The sequence below is a fragment of the Pseudoalteromonas ulvae UL12 genome, from assembly GCF_014925405.1.
Taxonomy (GTDB): Bacteria; Pseudomonadota; Gammaproteobacteria; order Enterobacterales; family Alteromonadaceae; genus Pseudoalteromonas; species Pseudoalteromonas ulvae.
Map to the genome: position 1 here is coordinate 307,391 of NZ_AQHJ01000023.1, position 17,303 is coordinate 324,693.

At 43.3% G+C, this 17,303-nt stretch carries 11 protein-coding genes; 2 read left to right on the forward strand and 9 right to left on the reverse strand.

Features of this window, described 5'->3' with window-relative positions; genetic code table 11:
- Positions 1-156: 156 nt before the first annotated feature.
- The 5 genes from PULV_RS04870 to PULV_RS04890 all read right to left on the reverse strand — a co-directional run bounded on the left by PULV_RS04870 (position 157) and on the right by PULV_RS04890 (position 9,352).
- On the reverse strand, positions 157-1,947 hold the full coding sequence (locus PULV_RS04870) for an AIPR family protein (protein WP_193331075.1): 1,791 nt from the start codon (positions 1,945-1,947) through the stop codon (positions 157-159).
- A 1,940-nt stretch (positions 1,948-3,887) separates the two neighbouring features.
- On the reverse strand, positions 3,888-6,776 hold the full coding sequence (gene gcvP, locus PULV_RS04875) for an aminomethyl-transferring glycine dehydrogenase (RefSeq protein WP_193331076.1): 2,889 nt from the start codon (positions 6,774-6,776) through the stop codon (positions 3,888-3,890).
- Positions 6,777-6,989: 213 nt separating this feature from the next.
- Positions 6,990-7,379, reverse strand: coding sequence for a glycine cleavage system protein GcvH (gcvH, locus tag PULV_RS04880; RefSeq protein ID WP_086742684.1), 390 nt, complete (start codon positions 7,377-7,379; stop codon positions 6,990-6,992).
- Between the two features lie 48 nt (positions 7,380-7,427).
- Positions 7,428-8,507, reverse strand: coding sequence for a glycine cleavage system aminomethyltransferase GcvT (gene gcvT, locus PULV_RS04885; RefSeq protein WP_086742683.1), 1,080 nt, complete (start codon positions 8,505-8,507; stop codon positions 7,428-7,430).
- 242 nt (positions 8,508-8,749) lie between these two features.
- Positions 8,750-9,352 carry an aminomethyltransferase family protein gene (locus PULV_RS04890; RefSeq protein WP_086742682.1) on the reverse strand — a complete coding sequence of 201 codons (603 nt, stop codon included), beginning with the start codon at positions 9,350-9,352 and terminating at the stop codon, positions 8,750-8,752.
- A gap of 126 nt (positions 9,353-9,478) precedes the next feature.
- Between PULV_RS04890 and PULV_RS04895 the strand changes: the two genes are divergently transcribed.
- Positions 9,479-10,324: a LysR family transcriptional regulator gene (locus PULV_RS04895; RefSeq protein ID WP_086742681.1), complete on the forward strand. Its 846-nt coding sequence runs from the start codon at positions 9,479-9,481 to the stop codon at positions 10,322-10,324.
- 9 nt (positions 10,325-10,333) lie between these two features.
- Complete coding sequence (locus PULV_RS04900; protein WP_086742680.1) at positions 10,334-12,301, forward strand: winged helix-turn-helix domain-containing protein; 1,968 nt, start codon at positions 10,334-10,336, stop codon at positions 12,299-12,301.
- Here PULV_RS04900 and PULV_RS04905 read toward each other — a convergent pair.
- From PULV_RS04905 to pepP, 4 genes are all read right to left on the reverse strand, one after another.
- Positions 12,281-13,387 carry a tetratricopeptide repeat protein gene (locus PULV_RS04905; protein WP_193331077.1) on the reverse strand — a complete coding sequence of 369 codons (1,107 nt, stop codon included), beginning with the start codon at positions 13,385-13,387 and terminating at the stop codon, positions 12,281-12,283. The two genes, PULV_RS04900 and PULV_RS04905, sit on opposite strands and share 21 nt — an antisense overlap.
- 206 nt (positions 13,388-13,593) lie before the next feature.
- Positions 13,594-14,781 (reverse strand): FAD-dependent oxidoreductase, encoded by a 1,188-nt coding sequence (locus PULV_RS04910; RefSeq protein ID WP_193331078.1) that lies wholly within the window; start codon positions 14,779-14,781, stop codon positions 13,594-13,596.
- Positions 14,778-15,983 carry a 2-octaprenyl-6-methoxyphenyl hydroxylase gene (ubiH, locus tag PULV_RS04915; protein WP_193331079.1) on the reverse strand — a complete coding sequence of 402 codons (1,206 nt, stop codon included), beginning with the start codon at positions 15,981-15,983 and terminating at the stop codon, positions 14,778-14,780. Before ubiH ends, PULV_RS04910 begins: the two co-directional genes overlap by 4 nt.
- Before the next feature lie 9 nt (positions 15,984-15,992).
- Positions 15,993-17,288, reverse strand: coding sequence for a Xaa-Pro aminopeptidase (gene pepP / locus PULV_RS04920; RefSeq protein ID WP_405127486.1), 1,296 nt, complete (start codon positions 17,286-17,288; stop codon positions 15,993-15,995).
- Positions 17,289-17,303: the final 15 nt, after the last annotated feature.

Sequence of the window (17,303 nt, forward strand, 5' to 3'; positions counted from 1 at the left end):
CCATTGATTTCAAATGGAATCAGAATTCAAAATCAACGACTCTGACCCCATTGGTTTGGTTTATCGTTATATCAGTATAGCTGCTCAAACATAAGTGGAGTCAAAACCCAAAATCAACGACTCTGACCCCATTGATTTCTCACCATTGATTCCTCACTAAATTTTATTGTTAATTTTATCAACAAAATTTTTGTATGGATTATTTCTTATTTGATCTTTAAGGGTTAAGAAAATAGTACCAAATGCGCTAGAAAATTCATTTGTTACACTTGCAATCTCGTTAGAGTTTGAAAGTCTATTTTTTAATCCTGGTTTGAGAGTCTTTAAGTTATGGGATAATTTAGTAAGCAAATCTTTCCATAAATTAATACAAGTATCGCGTTGTAACTTTTGATTAAAAGCAATTCCGTATGTGCATTTTACATTAGTTTCCAACAATACCTCGATAATTTTACTCATTGCATGGATAATCATAAAAGCACTACCTCTTTCATTCAAAAATGCTAAAAACTCTTTTTCATTTTGCTGTGTTTCATTCTTCTTATCTTTTAATCTTAAATCGTCTTTTAACAAATTGGTTGCTTCTAACAATGTGTAAATAAATAAGATATGGCCAGCTGTTATCGTTGGATGAAAAGCAAGACTGTATAGTTCATCATTATCCCAAATAGCCATTTTTTTATGATAACTATCAGACGGGTTACCATGCCAAGCCATTAACGCTTGAGCTGCTGAATGCGCATCAATTTTAAGCTTTCTGTCAGTTGATGTAACCCCCCTTAGACCACCATCATATTCAGCAGAATTGAATTTAGTGAACTCTTCTCGCAGGCGTTTTTGAATTGCATCATTAGCTCTGAAATCTGACTGCAATACTCGATTTTGGCTGTTGTTATAACGTGTTATTGATTCAATTTTGTCCTTATTTTCACACTTTATGAACCTAACACCGACTTGTATATTATCTAAATTAATATCATTATCTAGAGAACCTAATGAACCAGTGGTTTGAGCACCATTGACGATTGATATACCCTTAATCGATTTGATTTTTGTTTGATCATTTTCATCAAGCGTGAATTCATGAACTAACGCTGTAATTCCGTTATTAAATACAAAAAAGTCAATCGGGGATGTTCTTGCTGAAGCTTGAATACCTGCATTTATAACTTTATCATTATCTTTATTGTTTGCCCCCATGAAGCCTCTAACATTGGCACTAAAAAGCTCAGTCCTATCGAATTTTCTATATAAACTTGCTAGCCAATCACCTGAAACTGTAGTTACGAATGTGTCCCAATCAGAGTCTGAAACACGAAAACCTTTACTCGGTTGATTTAAATAAATTTCTTCGTCAATTATTATTGCTTGTTTAGAGGACTTATAGAAAACATCTAGAGTTTCTAATCCAACTTCTTTAATACTTATATTAATATCAAATTCATGCTTTTGATACTTTGTTAGTAGTTCTTGCGCTGGCGCTAAGATTGGTTGCATCTGTTGTTTGATTTGCTCATTTTCGGGAAGATTATGTACATACCAAATATGTAGCATATTTATTTCACCTGATTTGAGGGCTTCCCTAGCATCTAGAACATGGGGCTTTATACCTAACGGAATATCATTTTCAGGTGAAGCGAGCAAAACGTTTACAGCATAAGATAAATCAGCTCCTTTGTTACCCTTAGCACTTTTCTTGAAAGTTTGTGCTTCATACGCTTGTACCAGAACGATGGAGCCTTGATCTCTGTTGACATAAAGTATGTCGGTTTTAGCATCATCACTACCACCTGTTACAGCTGCTGATAAAGTGTTTAGGACATCATCTAGTCCAAAAAATAGCTCCAAAGCAAAAATTGAGACTTTATTCTCTACAAAAATTTCAAGATCACTCCTGTTTGCAAGTGCATTCATAAACTGACTATCTTTAAAGTCGTTATAACTCATTTTCTATTCCTTATAATAAAAATCACTCTGGTATCCTATTGTTTTTTTTGTGAAATTTTAATCCATTATATAACTATCTCAGTTTTAACATACTAATGGGACCACTTCAACATGGTCAGGTCTTGCATTGTGTAACCCTAAAAACAAAAGCCACAGACAACTCCCCCCCCCTTCTATCACGCCTGAAAATAAGCAATTGATGAGTAATGTGCTCGCATGGATGCGAGCCAAGCCGTGATTTCGCCAAGGATGGCGAATACATGGCGTTTACGTTCACATCAATAGCGTTTTGAAGATTAAGCGTGATGGAGGGGCGCCGTGGGAGTCCAGAGGGCGGTCGGCGGCAGCCGCCCTTTGGTTGCCGTCGCCAACGCGACAAAGGGTTAAATTGAAGACCTGTGGTGAGCAAAACATAGATTCTGAAACAAATTCAGAATGAAGATTAATGAGGGTTACCCTCCCTGCTCCCTACAAAATGGATCCTGACCTTCGTCAGGATGACATAAACTGCATTAAGCCACTGCTACAAGGAGCGTGAAAACACCTAGATCAAAGGGGTCAGAGTCATTGATTTTACTCTTTTGACTTTAAAAACGATTCTGACTTCCTATCTCCGCCTTTTGGCAAAGGCGAAGCTCTCCTACCCGACATTTCCTCAACTTGTTGTTTGAATTTATCATTGCCAAGTACCCACATTTTGTCAGTTGCTGTTTTTATTTCCTCAAGCGTATATGGAAGAATGTCTCTTTCAAATAATGCGCGGTATTGTGCTTGCCTGCATCAATGGGACAGAGTCGTTGATTTTACTCTTTCGATTTTAACCTCTTCCTGATTTCCTATCTCTGAAATTCAAAGGGTCATATATTGCATTGTGTAACCCTAAAAACAAAACCAACAGACAACTCCCCTCCCCCTTCTATCTCGCCTGAAAATAAGAAAAAAAGTGGACACCCATAAATATCTCACTGATTTTAATTGTTATTTATAAAAATACAAATCAAAAATTGAGCTCATTGTAGAAGTGAGTTGAAGTAAACAGAGCTTGATGAAATTGATACGGCGGATTTGAACTATCCAAAACGATCTGGTGAATATTTTGACGTGAAATTGATGAGTAACTAGTTTTTTGTGAAAAGCAGTTTTTAAAACTAAACACAGTTGTTGATTTGAAAACGAACATAAATTTTAAATCAATTTTACGGGCTAAAACCCGACAAATCACCAACAATCTAGCCCTAAAAAGCTCTGCGCGCGCAGCGCCTCGAAGGCCTCTGTGGTGAAAAATAACCATACAACAAAAAGCATCGGGCTGAAGCTCCGACCTACACAACAGTAGGCAAGCTTCGCTCACCTTTGAAATAGGCTTGCACCAACAGCCAATTTCAAAGCAAACACAGGTGCTGATAAATTTCCCCGTTATCACGTCCTGAAAATAAATCATTGATGAGTAATGTCGCGCATGGAGCGCGATAAGCCATGCTTGTACATGGACGTGCTTTCATGGCGTTTACGTTCACATCAATGAGTTTTTTGAAGGATTAAGCGTGATGTCGGTGGCGCTGGGTGAGTCCAGAGAGGGGTCAGCGCTCGCCCCTCTTTGGCTGCCGTCGCCAGCGTGACAACAGTACCAATTTACAAAGCGGTTTTTAATTTGACCCAGGGGTCATAATTTGACCCAGGGGTCAAATCTTGACTTCAGACATCTAATTATAAAACAAAGGAGTCAAACATTGACTCCACATATCCAATTCGAAGAATTCCCCATTAGCATACATGCCTTGTCGCGACATAAAGTCGCTGCTACACAGCAGAAGAACTACGGCGACTGTGCAAAACAGGCTATTCCTTCGCCTTCTCAATATCACAATCACCCATTTCGCCCAACAAAAAAGGCAAACCGAGGTTTGCCTTTTCATCAAATCAAAATTTTAAAATTTCAATTACTCAGCGTAGCTGTCTACCGGTGGGCATGAACAAATTAGGTTACGGTCGCCGTATACGTCATCGATACGGGTCACAGTTGGCCAGAATTTGTTTTTCGCAACCGCAGGTACTGGGAAGGCAGCGTAGAAACGGTCGTATGCACGATCCCACTCGTTGCCAAGTACATCGCCTTGTGTATGCGGAGCAAACACTAATGGGTTGTTGTCGATAGTCCATTCGCCGTTGATGATTTTATCGATTTCGCCTTTGATTGATACCATGGCTTCGATGAAACGGTCGATTTCAACTTTGTTTTCAGATTCAGTTGGCTCAATCATGAGTGTGCCTGCAACCGGGAACGACATCGTTGGTGAGTGGAAACCGTAATCTTGTAAACGCTTTGCAACATCCATTTCAGTGATGCCAGAGGCTTCTTTTAATGGGCGTAAGTCAACAATACATTCGTGTGCAATGCGGTTGTTTTGACCACGATATAAAATCGGGTAATGCTTGCTTAACTTTTCAGTTAAGTAGTTTGCATTTACAATCGCCATTTCGGTGGCTTGTTTTAAGCCTTCGCTGCCCATCATGGTGATGTATGCCCATGAAATAGGAAGGATTGCTGCTGAACCATAAGGCGCAGCTGATACTGCACCATTGCCTTTGGTTGTGCCCGGAACGTTAATGACGCTGTGGTTAGGCATAAATGGCGCTAGGTGTGATTTAACACCAATTGGGCCAACACCTGGGCCGCCACCACCGTGTGGAATACAGAATGTTTTGTGTAAGTTTAAGTGCGATACGTCAGAACCGATTGAACCTGGGCTTGTTACACCCACTTGCGCGTTCATGTTCGCGCCATCCATGTACACTTGGCCGCCGTGCTGGTGCACAATATCACAGACTTCTTTGATATTTTGCTCGTAAATACCGTGAGTTGATGGGTAAGTCACCATGATACACGATAAGTTTTCTGCTACCGACTCAGCTTTAGCTTTTAGATCAGCCATGTCGATGTTACCGTTTTTATCACAAGCAACCACCACAACTTTCATGCTGGCCATTTGCGCAGATGCTGGGTTTGTACCGTGCGCAGAACTTGGGATTAAACACACATTACGGTGCGCATCGCCACGTGATTCGTGGTATTTACGAATGGCGATTAAGCCTGCGTATTCACCTTGTGCGCCTGAGTTTGGCTGCATTGATACGGCATCGTAACCGGTAATATTCACTAACCAATCATGTAATTCGTTAATCATGATTTGGTAACCTTCTGCTTGGTCTAGCGGGCAGAATGGGTGAAGGTTAGCGATTTCAGGCCAAGTAACCGGGATCATTTCAGCGGTTGCATTCAATTTCATCGTACAAGAGCCTAATGAAATCATTGAATGGTTAAGCGATAAATCTTTGTTTTCAAGACGTTTGATATAACGAAGCATTTCTGTTTCGCTGTGGTACGAGTTGAAGTTAGGGTGCGTTAAAATCGCATCATCACGAACCAATCCAGCCGGAATCGACTCAGAGCCATTGGCGGTAATTGTTGCATCCAGTGCTGCCACGTCTAAGCCATGGCCTTCGCCTAAAATCACGTCAAATAGCTGTGCGATGTCTGCACGCGTGGTTTCTTCGTTCACTGAAATAGACAGCTCACCGTCGTGATTAGTTGCAAAGTTGATTTCAGCCGCTAAACCACGTGCAACGATTTCGTCTTTGTTTTGTGTCAGCGTAATGGTATCAAACCAGGTGTTGTGCTTTAAGCTCACGCCTTTTGCTTGTAAACCAGCCGCTAAAATATCAGCAAAACGGTGAATGCGCTCGGCAATCACTTTTAAGCCTTGTGGGCCGTGGTACACCGCATAAAACGCAGCCATGTTGGCTAGTAATACTTGCGCTGTACAAATGTTTGAGTTGGCTTTTTCGCGGCGAATGTGTTGCTCGCGTGTTTGCATTGCCATACGCAGTGCGTCGTTACCTAAACGGTCTTTTGAAATACCGATGATACGACCAGGTAATGAACGCTTGTATTCGTCACGGGTGGCAAAAAATGCCGCGTGAGGACCACCGTAACCCATTGGTACACCAAAACGCTGCGCAGAACCAAGGACTACGTCAGCACCCAATGAACCTGGTGACTTCAGTAATAATAAGCTCATGATGTCTGCAGCAACACAGGCAATCGCTTTTTTGCTGTGCACGGTTTCAATTAAACCTTGAACATCGACGATTTCGCCTGATGTTGATGGGTACTGGAATAATGCACCAAAAATCTCGTGGTTTGCTACATCAGCCGCAGGTGCCACAACTACTTCAAAACCAAACTGGTCAGCACGAGTTGCCACTACGTCGATTGTTTGTGTGTGCACATCATCAGCAATGAAAAAGATATTCGCTTTTTTCGCTTTGGCAACACGCTTAGCAAGAGCCATCGCTTCTGCAGCAGCGGTTGACTCATCCAGCAATGATGCACTTGCAAGGTCTAACCCTGACAAGTCAATCGATAAGGTTTGGAAGTTTAACAGTGACTCTAAACGACCTTGCGCGATTTCTGGTTGGTACGGCGTGTACGCTGTGTACCAGCCTGGATTTTCAAGTACGTTACGTAAAATAACGTTCGGTACTAATGTCGGGTGATAACCTTGGCCGATGTATGATTTATAAAGTTTGTTTTTAGATACAACCGACTTTAAGTAGCTGAGCGCTTCGACTTCAGTGCGGCTTTCACCGACTGTTAAGCCCTGCTCTAAACGAATACTTGCAGGCACAGTTTGAGCGATTAACTCTTCAACACTTGATACATTTAATTCAGCTAGCATGGTGGCAGTTTGTGCTGCGTCCGGGCCGATATGGCGACGGATAAAATCTTGCTTTTGCTCGAGTTGATCAAGAGATTTGGCGTGTGACATTAGTCCAGATTCCTATTAATCCAAAAAAAATTAATGTTGCAAGTTAGATTGGTCAACCTGCTAACAGCAATGTCGTATTAAAATGGGGTTAAGCACGACATTTAAAATCTTGTGTAATATTTACAATTACTTAGTTCAATATTCGCTAACCAGAAGCCAAATAATGAAACTATAAAAGCCCCTAATTTGGGGCTTTTATGGTCGAAGAAATAATTACTCTTCGTCGATAGATGCTTCGTAACCTTCAGCGTCTAGTAGGTTATCAAGCTCAGACACGTCTGATGCTTTAATGCGGAATAACCAACCGTCTGTGTACGGATCTGAGTTTACTGTCTCAGGTGCATCTTCAAGTAGCTCATTGATTGCTACAATGGTGCCACCGATTGGTGCGTAAATGTCTGAAGCCGCTTTTACTGACTCAGCTACCGCACAATCTTCACCAGCATCAACTTCGTCGTCTACGTCTGGTAATTCAACAAATACCATATCACCTAAAAGTTCTTGTGCGTGCTCTGTGATACCGACTGTAAATGTACCGTCGCCTTCATCGCGAACCCACTCATGAGAAGATGCGTATTTTAATTCGCTAGGGATATTGCTCATTCTACTGTTCCTTCGACTAAATTATTTTGGGCCTTGACCCGAAACTGATTAAATTACTTTTTTACCGAAACGTACAAATGATGGTGCCACCACTTTTACGTCGACTAATTTTTTACGCATTTCAACTTGCGCTGTTTCACCAACGGTATTGGGTACGCGCGCAAGCGCAATACTGTAACCTAAGGTTGGTGAGAATGTACCAGAAGTGATCACACCTTCGCCACCTTCTACGATGACTTTACTGCCTGCGCGTAATACACCTTTATCTTCATAGACTAAACCAACGAATTTATCGACACCTTCGGCTTTTTGTTTAGTTAATGCATCACGACCAATAAAGTCACGATCCGCAGGTTCCCACGCAATGGTCCAACCCATGTTAGCAGCAAGTGGCGATACAGTTTCGTCCATATCTAAACCATATAGGTTCATGCCCGCTTCTAAACGCAACGTATCACGTGCGCCTAAGCCCGCTGGTGCAACACCTGCGTCTAATAATTGCTGCCAAAGATCTGCTGCGTCATCGTTATGAACGACGATTTCGTAACCCGCTTCACCTGTGTAGCCTGTTGTTGCAATAAATAAGCTGCCAGCTTGCACACCAAAGAATGGTTTCATGCCTTCAACTGCGGCATTTTGCTCAGCATTTAAAATAGTGGCTGTTTTTGCTTTTGCATTCGGGCCTTGTACGGCAATCATTGCAAACTCAGGACGCTCTGTCACTTCAACAGAAAAATCAGCCGCAATTTGAGCAATCCACGCTAAGTCTTTTTCGCGTGTTGCTGAGTTAACTACTAAGCGGTACTCAGTCTCAGAGAAGAAATAGATGATTAAGTCATCAATTACACCGCCGTCATGGTTTAACATGCCGGTGTAAAGTGCTTTACCTGGTACAGTTAATTTAGCAACATCGTTCGCAACTAATTTACGTAAAAATGCTTTTGCATCAGCACCTTTCACATCAACGATGGTCATGTGAGACACGTCGAACATGCCCGCATCGGTGCGCACAGCGTTGTGCTCTTCGATTTGTGAACCGTAATTGATTGGCATTTCCCAACCGTGGAAATCTACCATTTTTGCGCCAGCTTCGATGTGCTTAGCGTGAAGAACTGTTTTGTTTGTCATAATATTCCTGCACTTAAGTAAAAGCCCTAACAGTCAGGCCGCTTCCTCATCATTGAGGGGAATAACATGGGCGGCGATTATACATAAGTTAATAATCTCTACCACTGATTTTCTATCTCGAATATTTCACTTTGCTTACAGTATTTATTCAGATTAAAACCCTGAAAATACAGCGCTACAGCAGCGAAACTCCCTTAAACAACCGATACGTATTTGAAAACGTATAAAAAGCAAAAAAGCGGCTAAGCCGCATTTGCATTAAATCCTAGTCCTGTAAAGCGAGATTGCCAGCTGGCTAATTCACTTTCACTGGCAATCAGTTCATAGCGGTTCACATTATCGCTTGAAACCGCGGTTAAAAACACCGCGCCGCTTTGTGCGCCAAACCGTAATTGCTGATCAGATAACCGTAAGCCTGGCGTGAGCGAAAACTCTTCAACCAAGGTCGCAAATGCGTCGACCCCTTGAACGGATAGCACGGCTAAATCTTCGCGGGCAATCACATCGATATCGAAATAACTTTCGAACTGTGTGAGCCAATTGGCAAACGTTTGCGGTTGGTTGGTATCGACCACAATCCGAAACGCAGATTCAGAAAAATAATACACGTCTAGCACGATATTTTGATGGGCACAAAAGCCATTTACTCGGCTTTGTAAGCCCATGCCTGCTGAGGTGAGTTTGGCCACATTGGCGACTAAAATCTGACGTAAAAAAGGTAACGCTGCACTGCCACCGATATCAAACACCCATTTATTGGTGATATACGCGGTACTGTTTGGCTGTGAGAGGACAGCACGCGAGTCAAGGATATGGCTGGCAAACATGTTGGATTGAAACGCCATGGTCGTTACCTACTTTAATTGAATGTAAAAATTATATTGCGCGCGTAGATGAACAACAAATTGTAATTTTAAATCTACTGATTAATAATACTTATATTAAAAGACGTTTAAATTGATAATGTTAATATGAAAAACATCCCAACAGACAGCTTGCGAACCTTAGTAACTGTGATTGAAGTCGGCGGATTTGCTAAGGCCGGTGAGCTTTTGGGCTTATCGCAACCTGCGGTGAGTTTGCAAATTAAACGCCTTGAAGAAATGCTCGATACTAAGCTGTTTAAAAAACAAGGGCAGCGTCAAGTGCTCAATCATCAAGGTGAGTTACTCTTGCCTTTAGCAAAACAAATGCTGCAATTAAACGATGGCATTTTGCAACAATTTAGCTCTGAAATCATTACCGGGAAAATCCGCCTCGGGATCCCCAGCGAGTTTGCCGCCACGATTTTACCAGCCATTATTGGTGACTTTGTCTCGCTCTACCCTGATGTGTCACTCGAAGTCAAATCTGAGCTCAGCAAGCAGTTAATGCATGTCAGCAACCGCGAGCAATTTGATTTAGTGCTCACTCTCATTGAGCAACTTGATCAAAACGAACACCCTGTTTTTATGCAAGATGAGCTGGTATGGGTGGGCGAGCTCAATTTAGCCCAACAGCCTGTGGTGAAATTAATTGCTGCGCCAGAGGGGTGTATTTATCGTCGCCGGGCGATTAAAGCCCTCGAAAGCGCAGGTTTAAAATGGCGAGTGGTGTACACCAATGCAGATTTAGCCGGTCTCACAGCCGCACTTAAAGAAGGGCTCGGCATCACAGTACTGGCAAAACAGACCGTACCGAGTGAGTTAACTTTTCATAAAACCACCCACATTTTGCCAGCGCTTGGCAAGGTTGGCATCAGCTTGATAAAAAAAGCCCACGAAAGCGACTCTGCGGTTGATAAACTCGCCGAGTTTATCGCCCTGCGATTGAAGTAAGCAATAGTCATGATCGATATCAATGGCATTCATATCAACTTAGCGACTGGCGAATTATACCACGGCGACGAGGTGACGTTACTCGAACCTAAAGTAATAGAAGTATTGCGAGTGCTTTATCATGCTAAAGGCGAGCTTGTTTCACAACAGACTTTACTCGACACTGTTTGGCCCAATACGTTTGTCGCCCCCAATGCGCTGCAGCGCTGTATCACTCAGTTGCGCAAACACTTACAAGATACCGATAAATCAGTGATTGAAACGTTTCCAAAACGTGGCTACCGCTTAAAAATAACGCCTGTGACCATCAACCCTCGACGTAAACGCCCCGCTTATCTATTTGCATCTACTGCTCTGATTATATTTGGCGGCTTGATTTTTACTTACATTGTTTGGCCCACGTCCTCTTCACTTCGGCCAACTGTCTTGTCATTAACACCTTTAACCTACGAGCATCAGCCTGAACAACAAGGCACCGCTAATAATCAATATTTAGTGTATGTTAAACATGATGAGACTCACGCGACATTAATCAGCCAAGACCGCCAAACTAAAACCATTACCGAGCTCCACCAAGCGCATAACTTTTTTGGTCACGCCAGCTTCGCAAAACACAACAATCGTGTGCTCATCAGCGAGCAAGTTATCATTAACGATGAGAAATGTAGCCAGATAGTTGAAGTCCCCTTGCAACGAAATGCAGCTGTCAAAGTTGTGAGCCCCTGTCTGAGTTCCACGATAAAGCAAGTACACTGGCTCAATGAACACGATGCACTATACCTGAGTGATAATGCTTTATATTTGCTCGACCTATCGCAACAAAAAACACAAAAATTAGCCCCGCTCAGCACTGATCTGATGTCAATTTCTCAAATCAGTGTGGATCAAAATCGCTGGGTCATTGCAGGGCAAAATAAAGAATTACATCATTTTTTATGGTTTTATGATGTCGATGCCGCATACACACCCACCTTGCAAGCTCAAACGGCGGTCAACTACGATGTGAATCTAGCATCCATGCCGATTGCACTAAATGCCAATACTTGGCTGCAAAGTCACTCAAATACACTCTATTTTTATTGCAATAACGCGCTGTGCCATCAACAAACACTGTATACTCAAGCAAATATCACTTTGACAGGTAGCTTATCGCCCAGCACGTTACTTGCCACCAGCGAATTGAAAGATGTCGACATAACAGCCAAACATTGGCAAAACAACACGTGGCAAACGCAGCCATTTACAAACAGCGACTTTCCTGATCAGGATGCTCAGTTTCAACCCTTTGGTCACGCAATCGCATTTTTGTCATCTCGTAGTGGTCAGCAACAAATTTGGTTACATGACTTGCAAGGTGATCAGCAACTCACTTTTGCAGCCCCCGTCAGCAATTTTGTGTGGCAGTCCAACGGTAAAGCATTATGGTTTGTGAGTGGTGCTCATGTTTACCAACTAAGCTTAACAGGTCAGATCACCCCGTATTTTCAAAATACCTCAGTAAGCCAACTCATGCAGCATGTACAAAGTGATGGCGCACCTTGGTTACTGGCTAGCAGCGAGTTAGATAACACCTTAATCGCACTGGACCTAACAACAGGCCAAGTCAAGCAACTCACTGAGCAGCCTATTGCTTGGGCGCAAGCAACAGGCCCTGAGGTTATCTACTTAGCCAGTTTTGATGAGCCATTTATAAAACGTCTACAGCAGCTTAGCCTCACACCTATAAAATCGCTCGCAACAACTCAATTGCAATGGCGGTTCTATTTACGTGACAATCAGCTGTACATACCAGACAAACAGCGCTCAATTTGGCAATACGACCTGACAACAGAGCGCATCACGCAGCTTGGCCAATACAATCAAGCCACCCACTTAGCTACAGACTTTAACGTGCATCCCATTCGCTTGCTAAGTAATACCGACGTAGCAAGCCGCACTCACCTTGTTGCGATTGAGTTATCCTCTCCCGTGCTGTGAGGCTTGCCGAAGAAGATGCTGAATGTAATTAATCGCTTCATCGTCTTGAGCTTTTTTGGCCTGAACCATGGCATTTTCTAATACCTGCTGGGCTTTTTCAAAACGCCCAACACGAAGTAAAGCTTGCCCATAACGGACCGAATACAGCTGCTCATCTGGGGCACTCTCAATGATGTATTGAAATACTGCGAGCCCTTTTTCGACGCTATCGTTTTCGAGATAATAATTAGCTAGCCCCTCTAAATTAGCATTGGCTGAAATAACATAACCAAATTCAGCCTGTAATGACTGATGATACGCCAAAATTCCCTGCACACCTTGCGCACTATACAATTCAAAATTTTGCACACTCAGTGGCAAAAACAACTGACGCACGCTAGTTTCAAAATGAATAAGCGGTGTACTGATGTAATTTTCAGCCTCGAGATCCGACAACACTTTATTTGGCTGCGCAGTCAGACCATTGAATAAGCTATCAAACTCAGCCCGCTGACCATTGAATGATCCGTATGCGAGGTAAAGCTTATGAGTTTGTTGTTGCTTTAATTCGGCCAGTAATCGATTGTTCCACTTCGCTGATTCGAGCTCTAATGCCGGACTTGAAATAATGCTCGCCTGATACGCTTGTGGAAATTGACTGAGCATATCAAGCGCTAAATTTGCCCGAGTCGAAAACCCTTCCAACAGTGTAAACGGTGCAATGTTGAATGATTGACGCACAAAAGGCAGTACTTGTTGATGAAATGTCGTCGCGCTGATCCCTGATTGCTTTTTGTCTGCACTCGCATTGTCAAAGTTAGGTAAACGCAAAATCACAACTTTCGGCATAGGCCCAAAACTCACATGGCTTAACCAATGCACCTGAGCTTTTAATACCTCGAAGCGACTGTCACCTGCTGTCGTCACGAGTAAGGGGTAGGCTGTAGAACGCTGAGCATTATAATCTGTTGGTAATATAACCGTTACCGGAAAGGGTTCGGCCGATGCATCAGAGCGAAAATACACCGTTTTAGCTTCTGACGCGCGCCCCCATTTGACAGGCAATAAACATATTGAGAAAAGTAAAATACACCATTTAATCTTCATAACATTTCCTTTTTTGTTGAAATCACAAGATACAAAAAAGGAAACTAATAGCTTGATTTTAAGGTGATAAATAACTGATGGATCCGTGATTAGTAATAAGTAAACTTATTTAAACTCATTGAACTCTAGGTAAATTATCTTTTAGACAGAAAAACCGCAGAAATGCGGTTTTTTGTTGAGTTAAGCTTGTTAATTAAAGTAACTGACTATTTCCCCAGCGCTTGATCGGCAAACAGTTGCTTGAGCGGGCTGAGGTTATCGACCAAGTTTAAACCGACACCACGAATGAGTTTTTTAAGCGGGTGCTGGCCTTCAAATAACTCTTTTAAACCCTGCATCATCGCAATATGGGTTTGCGCATCGGCTTTGCGGCCGCGTTCGTACTGGCGCAGTAATTTATTTGGCGCAAATTCCGCTAGTTGATTATTCGGCGCATCTGCTAGTAATTCAAGTAAATAAGCGGCATCTTTTAGGCCTAAGTTCATGCCAAGACCAGCCAAGGGATGAATGGTATGCGCGGCATCCCCCATCAGAATAACGCGATTATCGAGCCACTTTCGGGCAAAACGCATTTTAAGCGGAAACGCTTGACGAGAACTGACCACTTGGCACAAACCACATTGGCCATCAAATTCACTCATCAGTGCTTTATTAAATTCATCATCAGGCAAGGCCAACAAGGCTTTAGCACGACCAGGTGACGTTGACCATACAATCGAATGTGTGTTGGCCTCTGGCAAAGGTAAAAAGGCTAAGGGGCCGTCAGGCAAAAACACTTGCCGTGCTACTTGATTATGGGGCAACTGTGTTTTGATGGTCGCAACGATGGCATGGTGATCATAATCCCAAAACGTCAGCGGCATTTTGTATTGCTGGCGAATCGCTGAATTTGCACCATCACACGCCACCAGCAATTTTGCGATCAGTGGAGTGCCATTTTCGAGGGTCAAAAATACATCGCTATCACTTTGATGAATTTGCTGATAAGGACTATCGAACAACACACTGGCATTATTGTAATTAGCGAGCGTTTCAAGTAAGGCTTTGCGAATGACATCATTTTCGACAATGTGGCCTAAATGACTGAGATCTTGCTCTTGGGCTGCAAAGCAAATTTTGCCAAACGAGTCTTTATCGCGTACGTCCATAGTGGTGTAAACTTGCGCGCGCATCGCCATAATCGCGGGCCATGCGCCCAGCTCTTCGAATAATGCTTGGCTGGCTAAGCTCAACGCGCTGACACGTAAACTGTATTCGTCACTAATTTGCTCTGGCACACTTTGTTGTGGGGCAGCGTCGATCACCACCACATCAATACCTTGTTTGGCTAAACCAAGAGCAAGCGTCAGGCCGACGCAACCCGCGCCAACAATGCAGACTTGGGTTTGTTTCATGATAAAAATCCTTGACGGGTATGCCCCATTAACTGTTTGGCTAAGGGCTTTTTAAGGGTGGAGCTGTGGTTTAAACAGCTCAAACCTATGCTACGGCCCAGTGCAAAAGCCCGCGATGAGTTCGAAAAGAGTTTCACTAACGAATCAGTTAAACACAGCACAGTGCCAATATCGCGTTTACGTTGCGCTTGATATTGTTTAAGCACTGCGTAATCGCCGATATCTTGCCCGGTTGCGCGTGCTTGGGCGATGATTTCAACCAATAATTCAATATCGCGCACACCCAGATTAAACCCTTGGCCTGCAATGGGATGCACAGCATGCGCTGCGTTCCCAATAATCACAGCACGATGACTGATAAACTGACTGGCTTGGCCTTTTATTAATGGATATTGCGCACGCATGCCCACTTTACAAAAACGCCCCGCGCGGTAGCCAAATGCTTGTTGCAGTTGAGATAAAAAAGCCGTGTCATCGGCAGCAATTAAAGACTCAATCTCATGCGGCGCGGCGCACCACACCAAAGAGTAACGGTGGTCACTCATAGGTAATAAAGCCATTGGGCCATGCTCTGTGAAGCGCTCAAATGCTTGTTGTTGATGGTCACCTGCTACTTCAATATTGGCAATAATGGCAGATTGCTGATAAGCCTGTTGGGTAAACTCAACATTTAATAAGCGTCGTCCCGCAGATTGCGCACCATCAGCCACAATGATTAGCGCAGCACTGAATGTCGAATGATCGTCTAACGTCAGTTGATTAGCATGTTGCTGTTGTGAAATAGCAGTGACTTTGTTAGGGCAAAACAGCGTGATATTTTCCCCGGCTAGTTGCTTATGTAATGCCAAACCAAACGGTTTAACCTCAACCACATAACCTAAAGCTTCAACCTGATATTCTTGCGCACTAATATGGGTTTTACCAAAATGCCCTTTATCTGACACTTGTACCGTTTCTATCGCACTAACATACGAGGCATAAGGTTGAAATAACCCTAATCTTTTTAAATAGTTGGCGCTGTGGTGAGCAATGGCGATACTGCGGTCATCGAAACTTGGCTGAGCTTTATCGCTCGCGGCAAACGCTTCAATCACCGCTATTTTTAAGTTTGGGCAGCGCTTGGCTAGACAAAGCGCTTGGCTGGCACCAATTAACCCGCCCCCGACAATAACGACATCAAAATGTGGCTGTTGTGACTGCACACTGATTCCTTATGCTTGCATTAACGCTTCGATTTCTGCGATGGTTTTTGGCACATCGGCAGTAAGTACTTCGTGCCCAGTTGCGGTGATCACCACATCATCTTCGATACGAATGCCAATGCCTTTGAATTGCTCAGGTGCAATTGCGTCGTTAGCAACATAAATACCCGGTTCAATAGTTAACACCATACCCGGTTCAAATGGGCGGTCTTTTTCATCTTGTTTGTAATCACCCACATCGTGCACATCGAGCCCTAACCAGTGACCGACGCCATGCATATAAAATGCTTTAAATGCTTGATTATCGATAAGCTCCGCCAATTCGCCTTGCAATAAACCCAGCTCAATCATACCTTGGGTCAGCACTTTAATTGCCTCATCCCCTGCCATTTTTAAGGTGTTACCGGGTTTTACAACCGCAAGCGCGGCCAATTGAGCATCTAATACCAATTGATAAAGCTGTTTTTGCGGGGCTGAAAATTGTCCGTTGACAGGAAAAGTACGAGTGATATCGGCCGCATAGCCTTGAAGTTCGCACCCTGAATCAATCAGTACTAACTCCCCATCGACCAACGCAGCGCTGTTTTCGGTGTAATGTAAAATATTCGCGTTGTCACCCGAGCCCACAATCGTGCCATATGCAGGATGGCGCGCGCCATTCATCGCATAATGATGATGAATTTCGGCTTCCAATTGGTACTCTGTTGCACCCGCTTGAGCGTATTGCATTGCGCGGACATGGGCTGCTGCGCTGATTTTTCCGGCTTGGCGCATTAAATCCAACTCAAAATCAGATTTAAATAAACGCATTTCATGGATGAGAGTTCGAATATCTTTAATCGTGTGTGGGGCTTTATAACCACGCTTTGGGCCATTACGAAGGGTATCAATGTATTGCCACACTTGCTGATCAAATTCAGGATACGTTCCTTGAGCAAAATACAGATGCGACTTGCCATTTATTAACTGCAACAAATGCTCATCGAGGGATTCTAAACCATAGCTTGCATCAAAACCAAGCTGTGTCTTAGCTTGCTCTGGCCCCATGCGACGACCACACCAAATTTCTGCCATTTTATCTTTTGCTCTGCAAAAGATAGTTGTTTCGACGTCTTTGCCCGGAGTGAGCACTAACACAGCGTCGGGTTCATTAAATCCGGTTAAATAGAAAAAATCACTGTCTTGACGAAACGCGTATTCGGTATCTCGGCTGCGTGTAAGTTCTTTTGCTGCAGGAATAATCGCAACGCTATGAGGATCCATGTTTGCCAATAAACGGGCGCGTCTTTGGATAAATTCGCTCATCATCTTGCTCACTTA

What these genes read in the sequence shown, in the direction of transcription:
- PULV_RS04870 (WP_193331075.1), bottom strand. Translation starts at nt 1,947, where the DNA reads ATGAGTTATAACGACTTTAAAGATAGTCAGTTTATGAATGCACTTGCA.
- gcvP (WP_193331076.1), bottom strand. Translation starts at nt 6,776, where the DNA reads ATGTCACACGCCAAATCTCTTGATCAACTCGAGCAAAAGCAAGATTTT.
- gcvH (WP_086742684.1), bottom strand. Translation starts at nt 7,379, where the DNA reads ATGAGCAATATCCCTAGCGAATTAAAATACGCATCTTCTCATGAGTGG.
- gcvT (WP_086742683.1), bottom strand. Translation starts at nt 8,507, where the DNA reads ATGACAAACAAAACAGTTCTTCACGCTAAGCACATCGAAGCTGGCGCA.
- PULV_RS04890 (WP_086742682.1), bottom strand. Translation starts at nt 9,352, where the DNA reads ATGGCGTTTCAATCCAACATGTTTGCCAGCCATATCCTTGACTCGCGT.
- PULV_RS04895 (WP_086742681.1), top strand. Translation starts at nt 9,479, where the DNA reads ATGAAAAACATCCCAACAGACAGCTTGCGAACCTTAGTAACTGTGATT.
- PULV_RS04900 (WP_086742680.1), top strand. Translation starts at nt 10,334, where the DNA reads ATGATCGATATCAATGGCATTCATATCAACTTAGCGACTGGCGAATTA.
- PULV_RS04905 (WP_193331077.1), bottom strand. Translation starts at nt 13,387, where the DNA reads ATGAAGATTAAATGGTGTATTTTACTTTTCTCAATATGTTTATTGCCT.
- PULV_RS04910 (WP_193331078.1), bottom strand. Translation starts at nt 14,781, where the DNA reads ATGAAACAAACCCAAGTCTGCATTGTTGGCGCGGGTTGCGTCGGCCTG.
- pepP (WP_405127486.1), bottom strand. Translation starts at nt 17,288, where the DNA reads ATGAGCGAATTTATCCAAAGACGCGCCCGTTTATTGGCAAACATGGAT.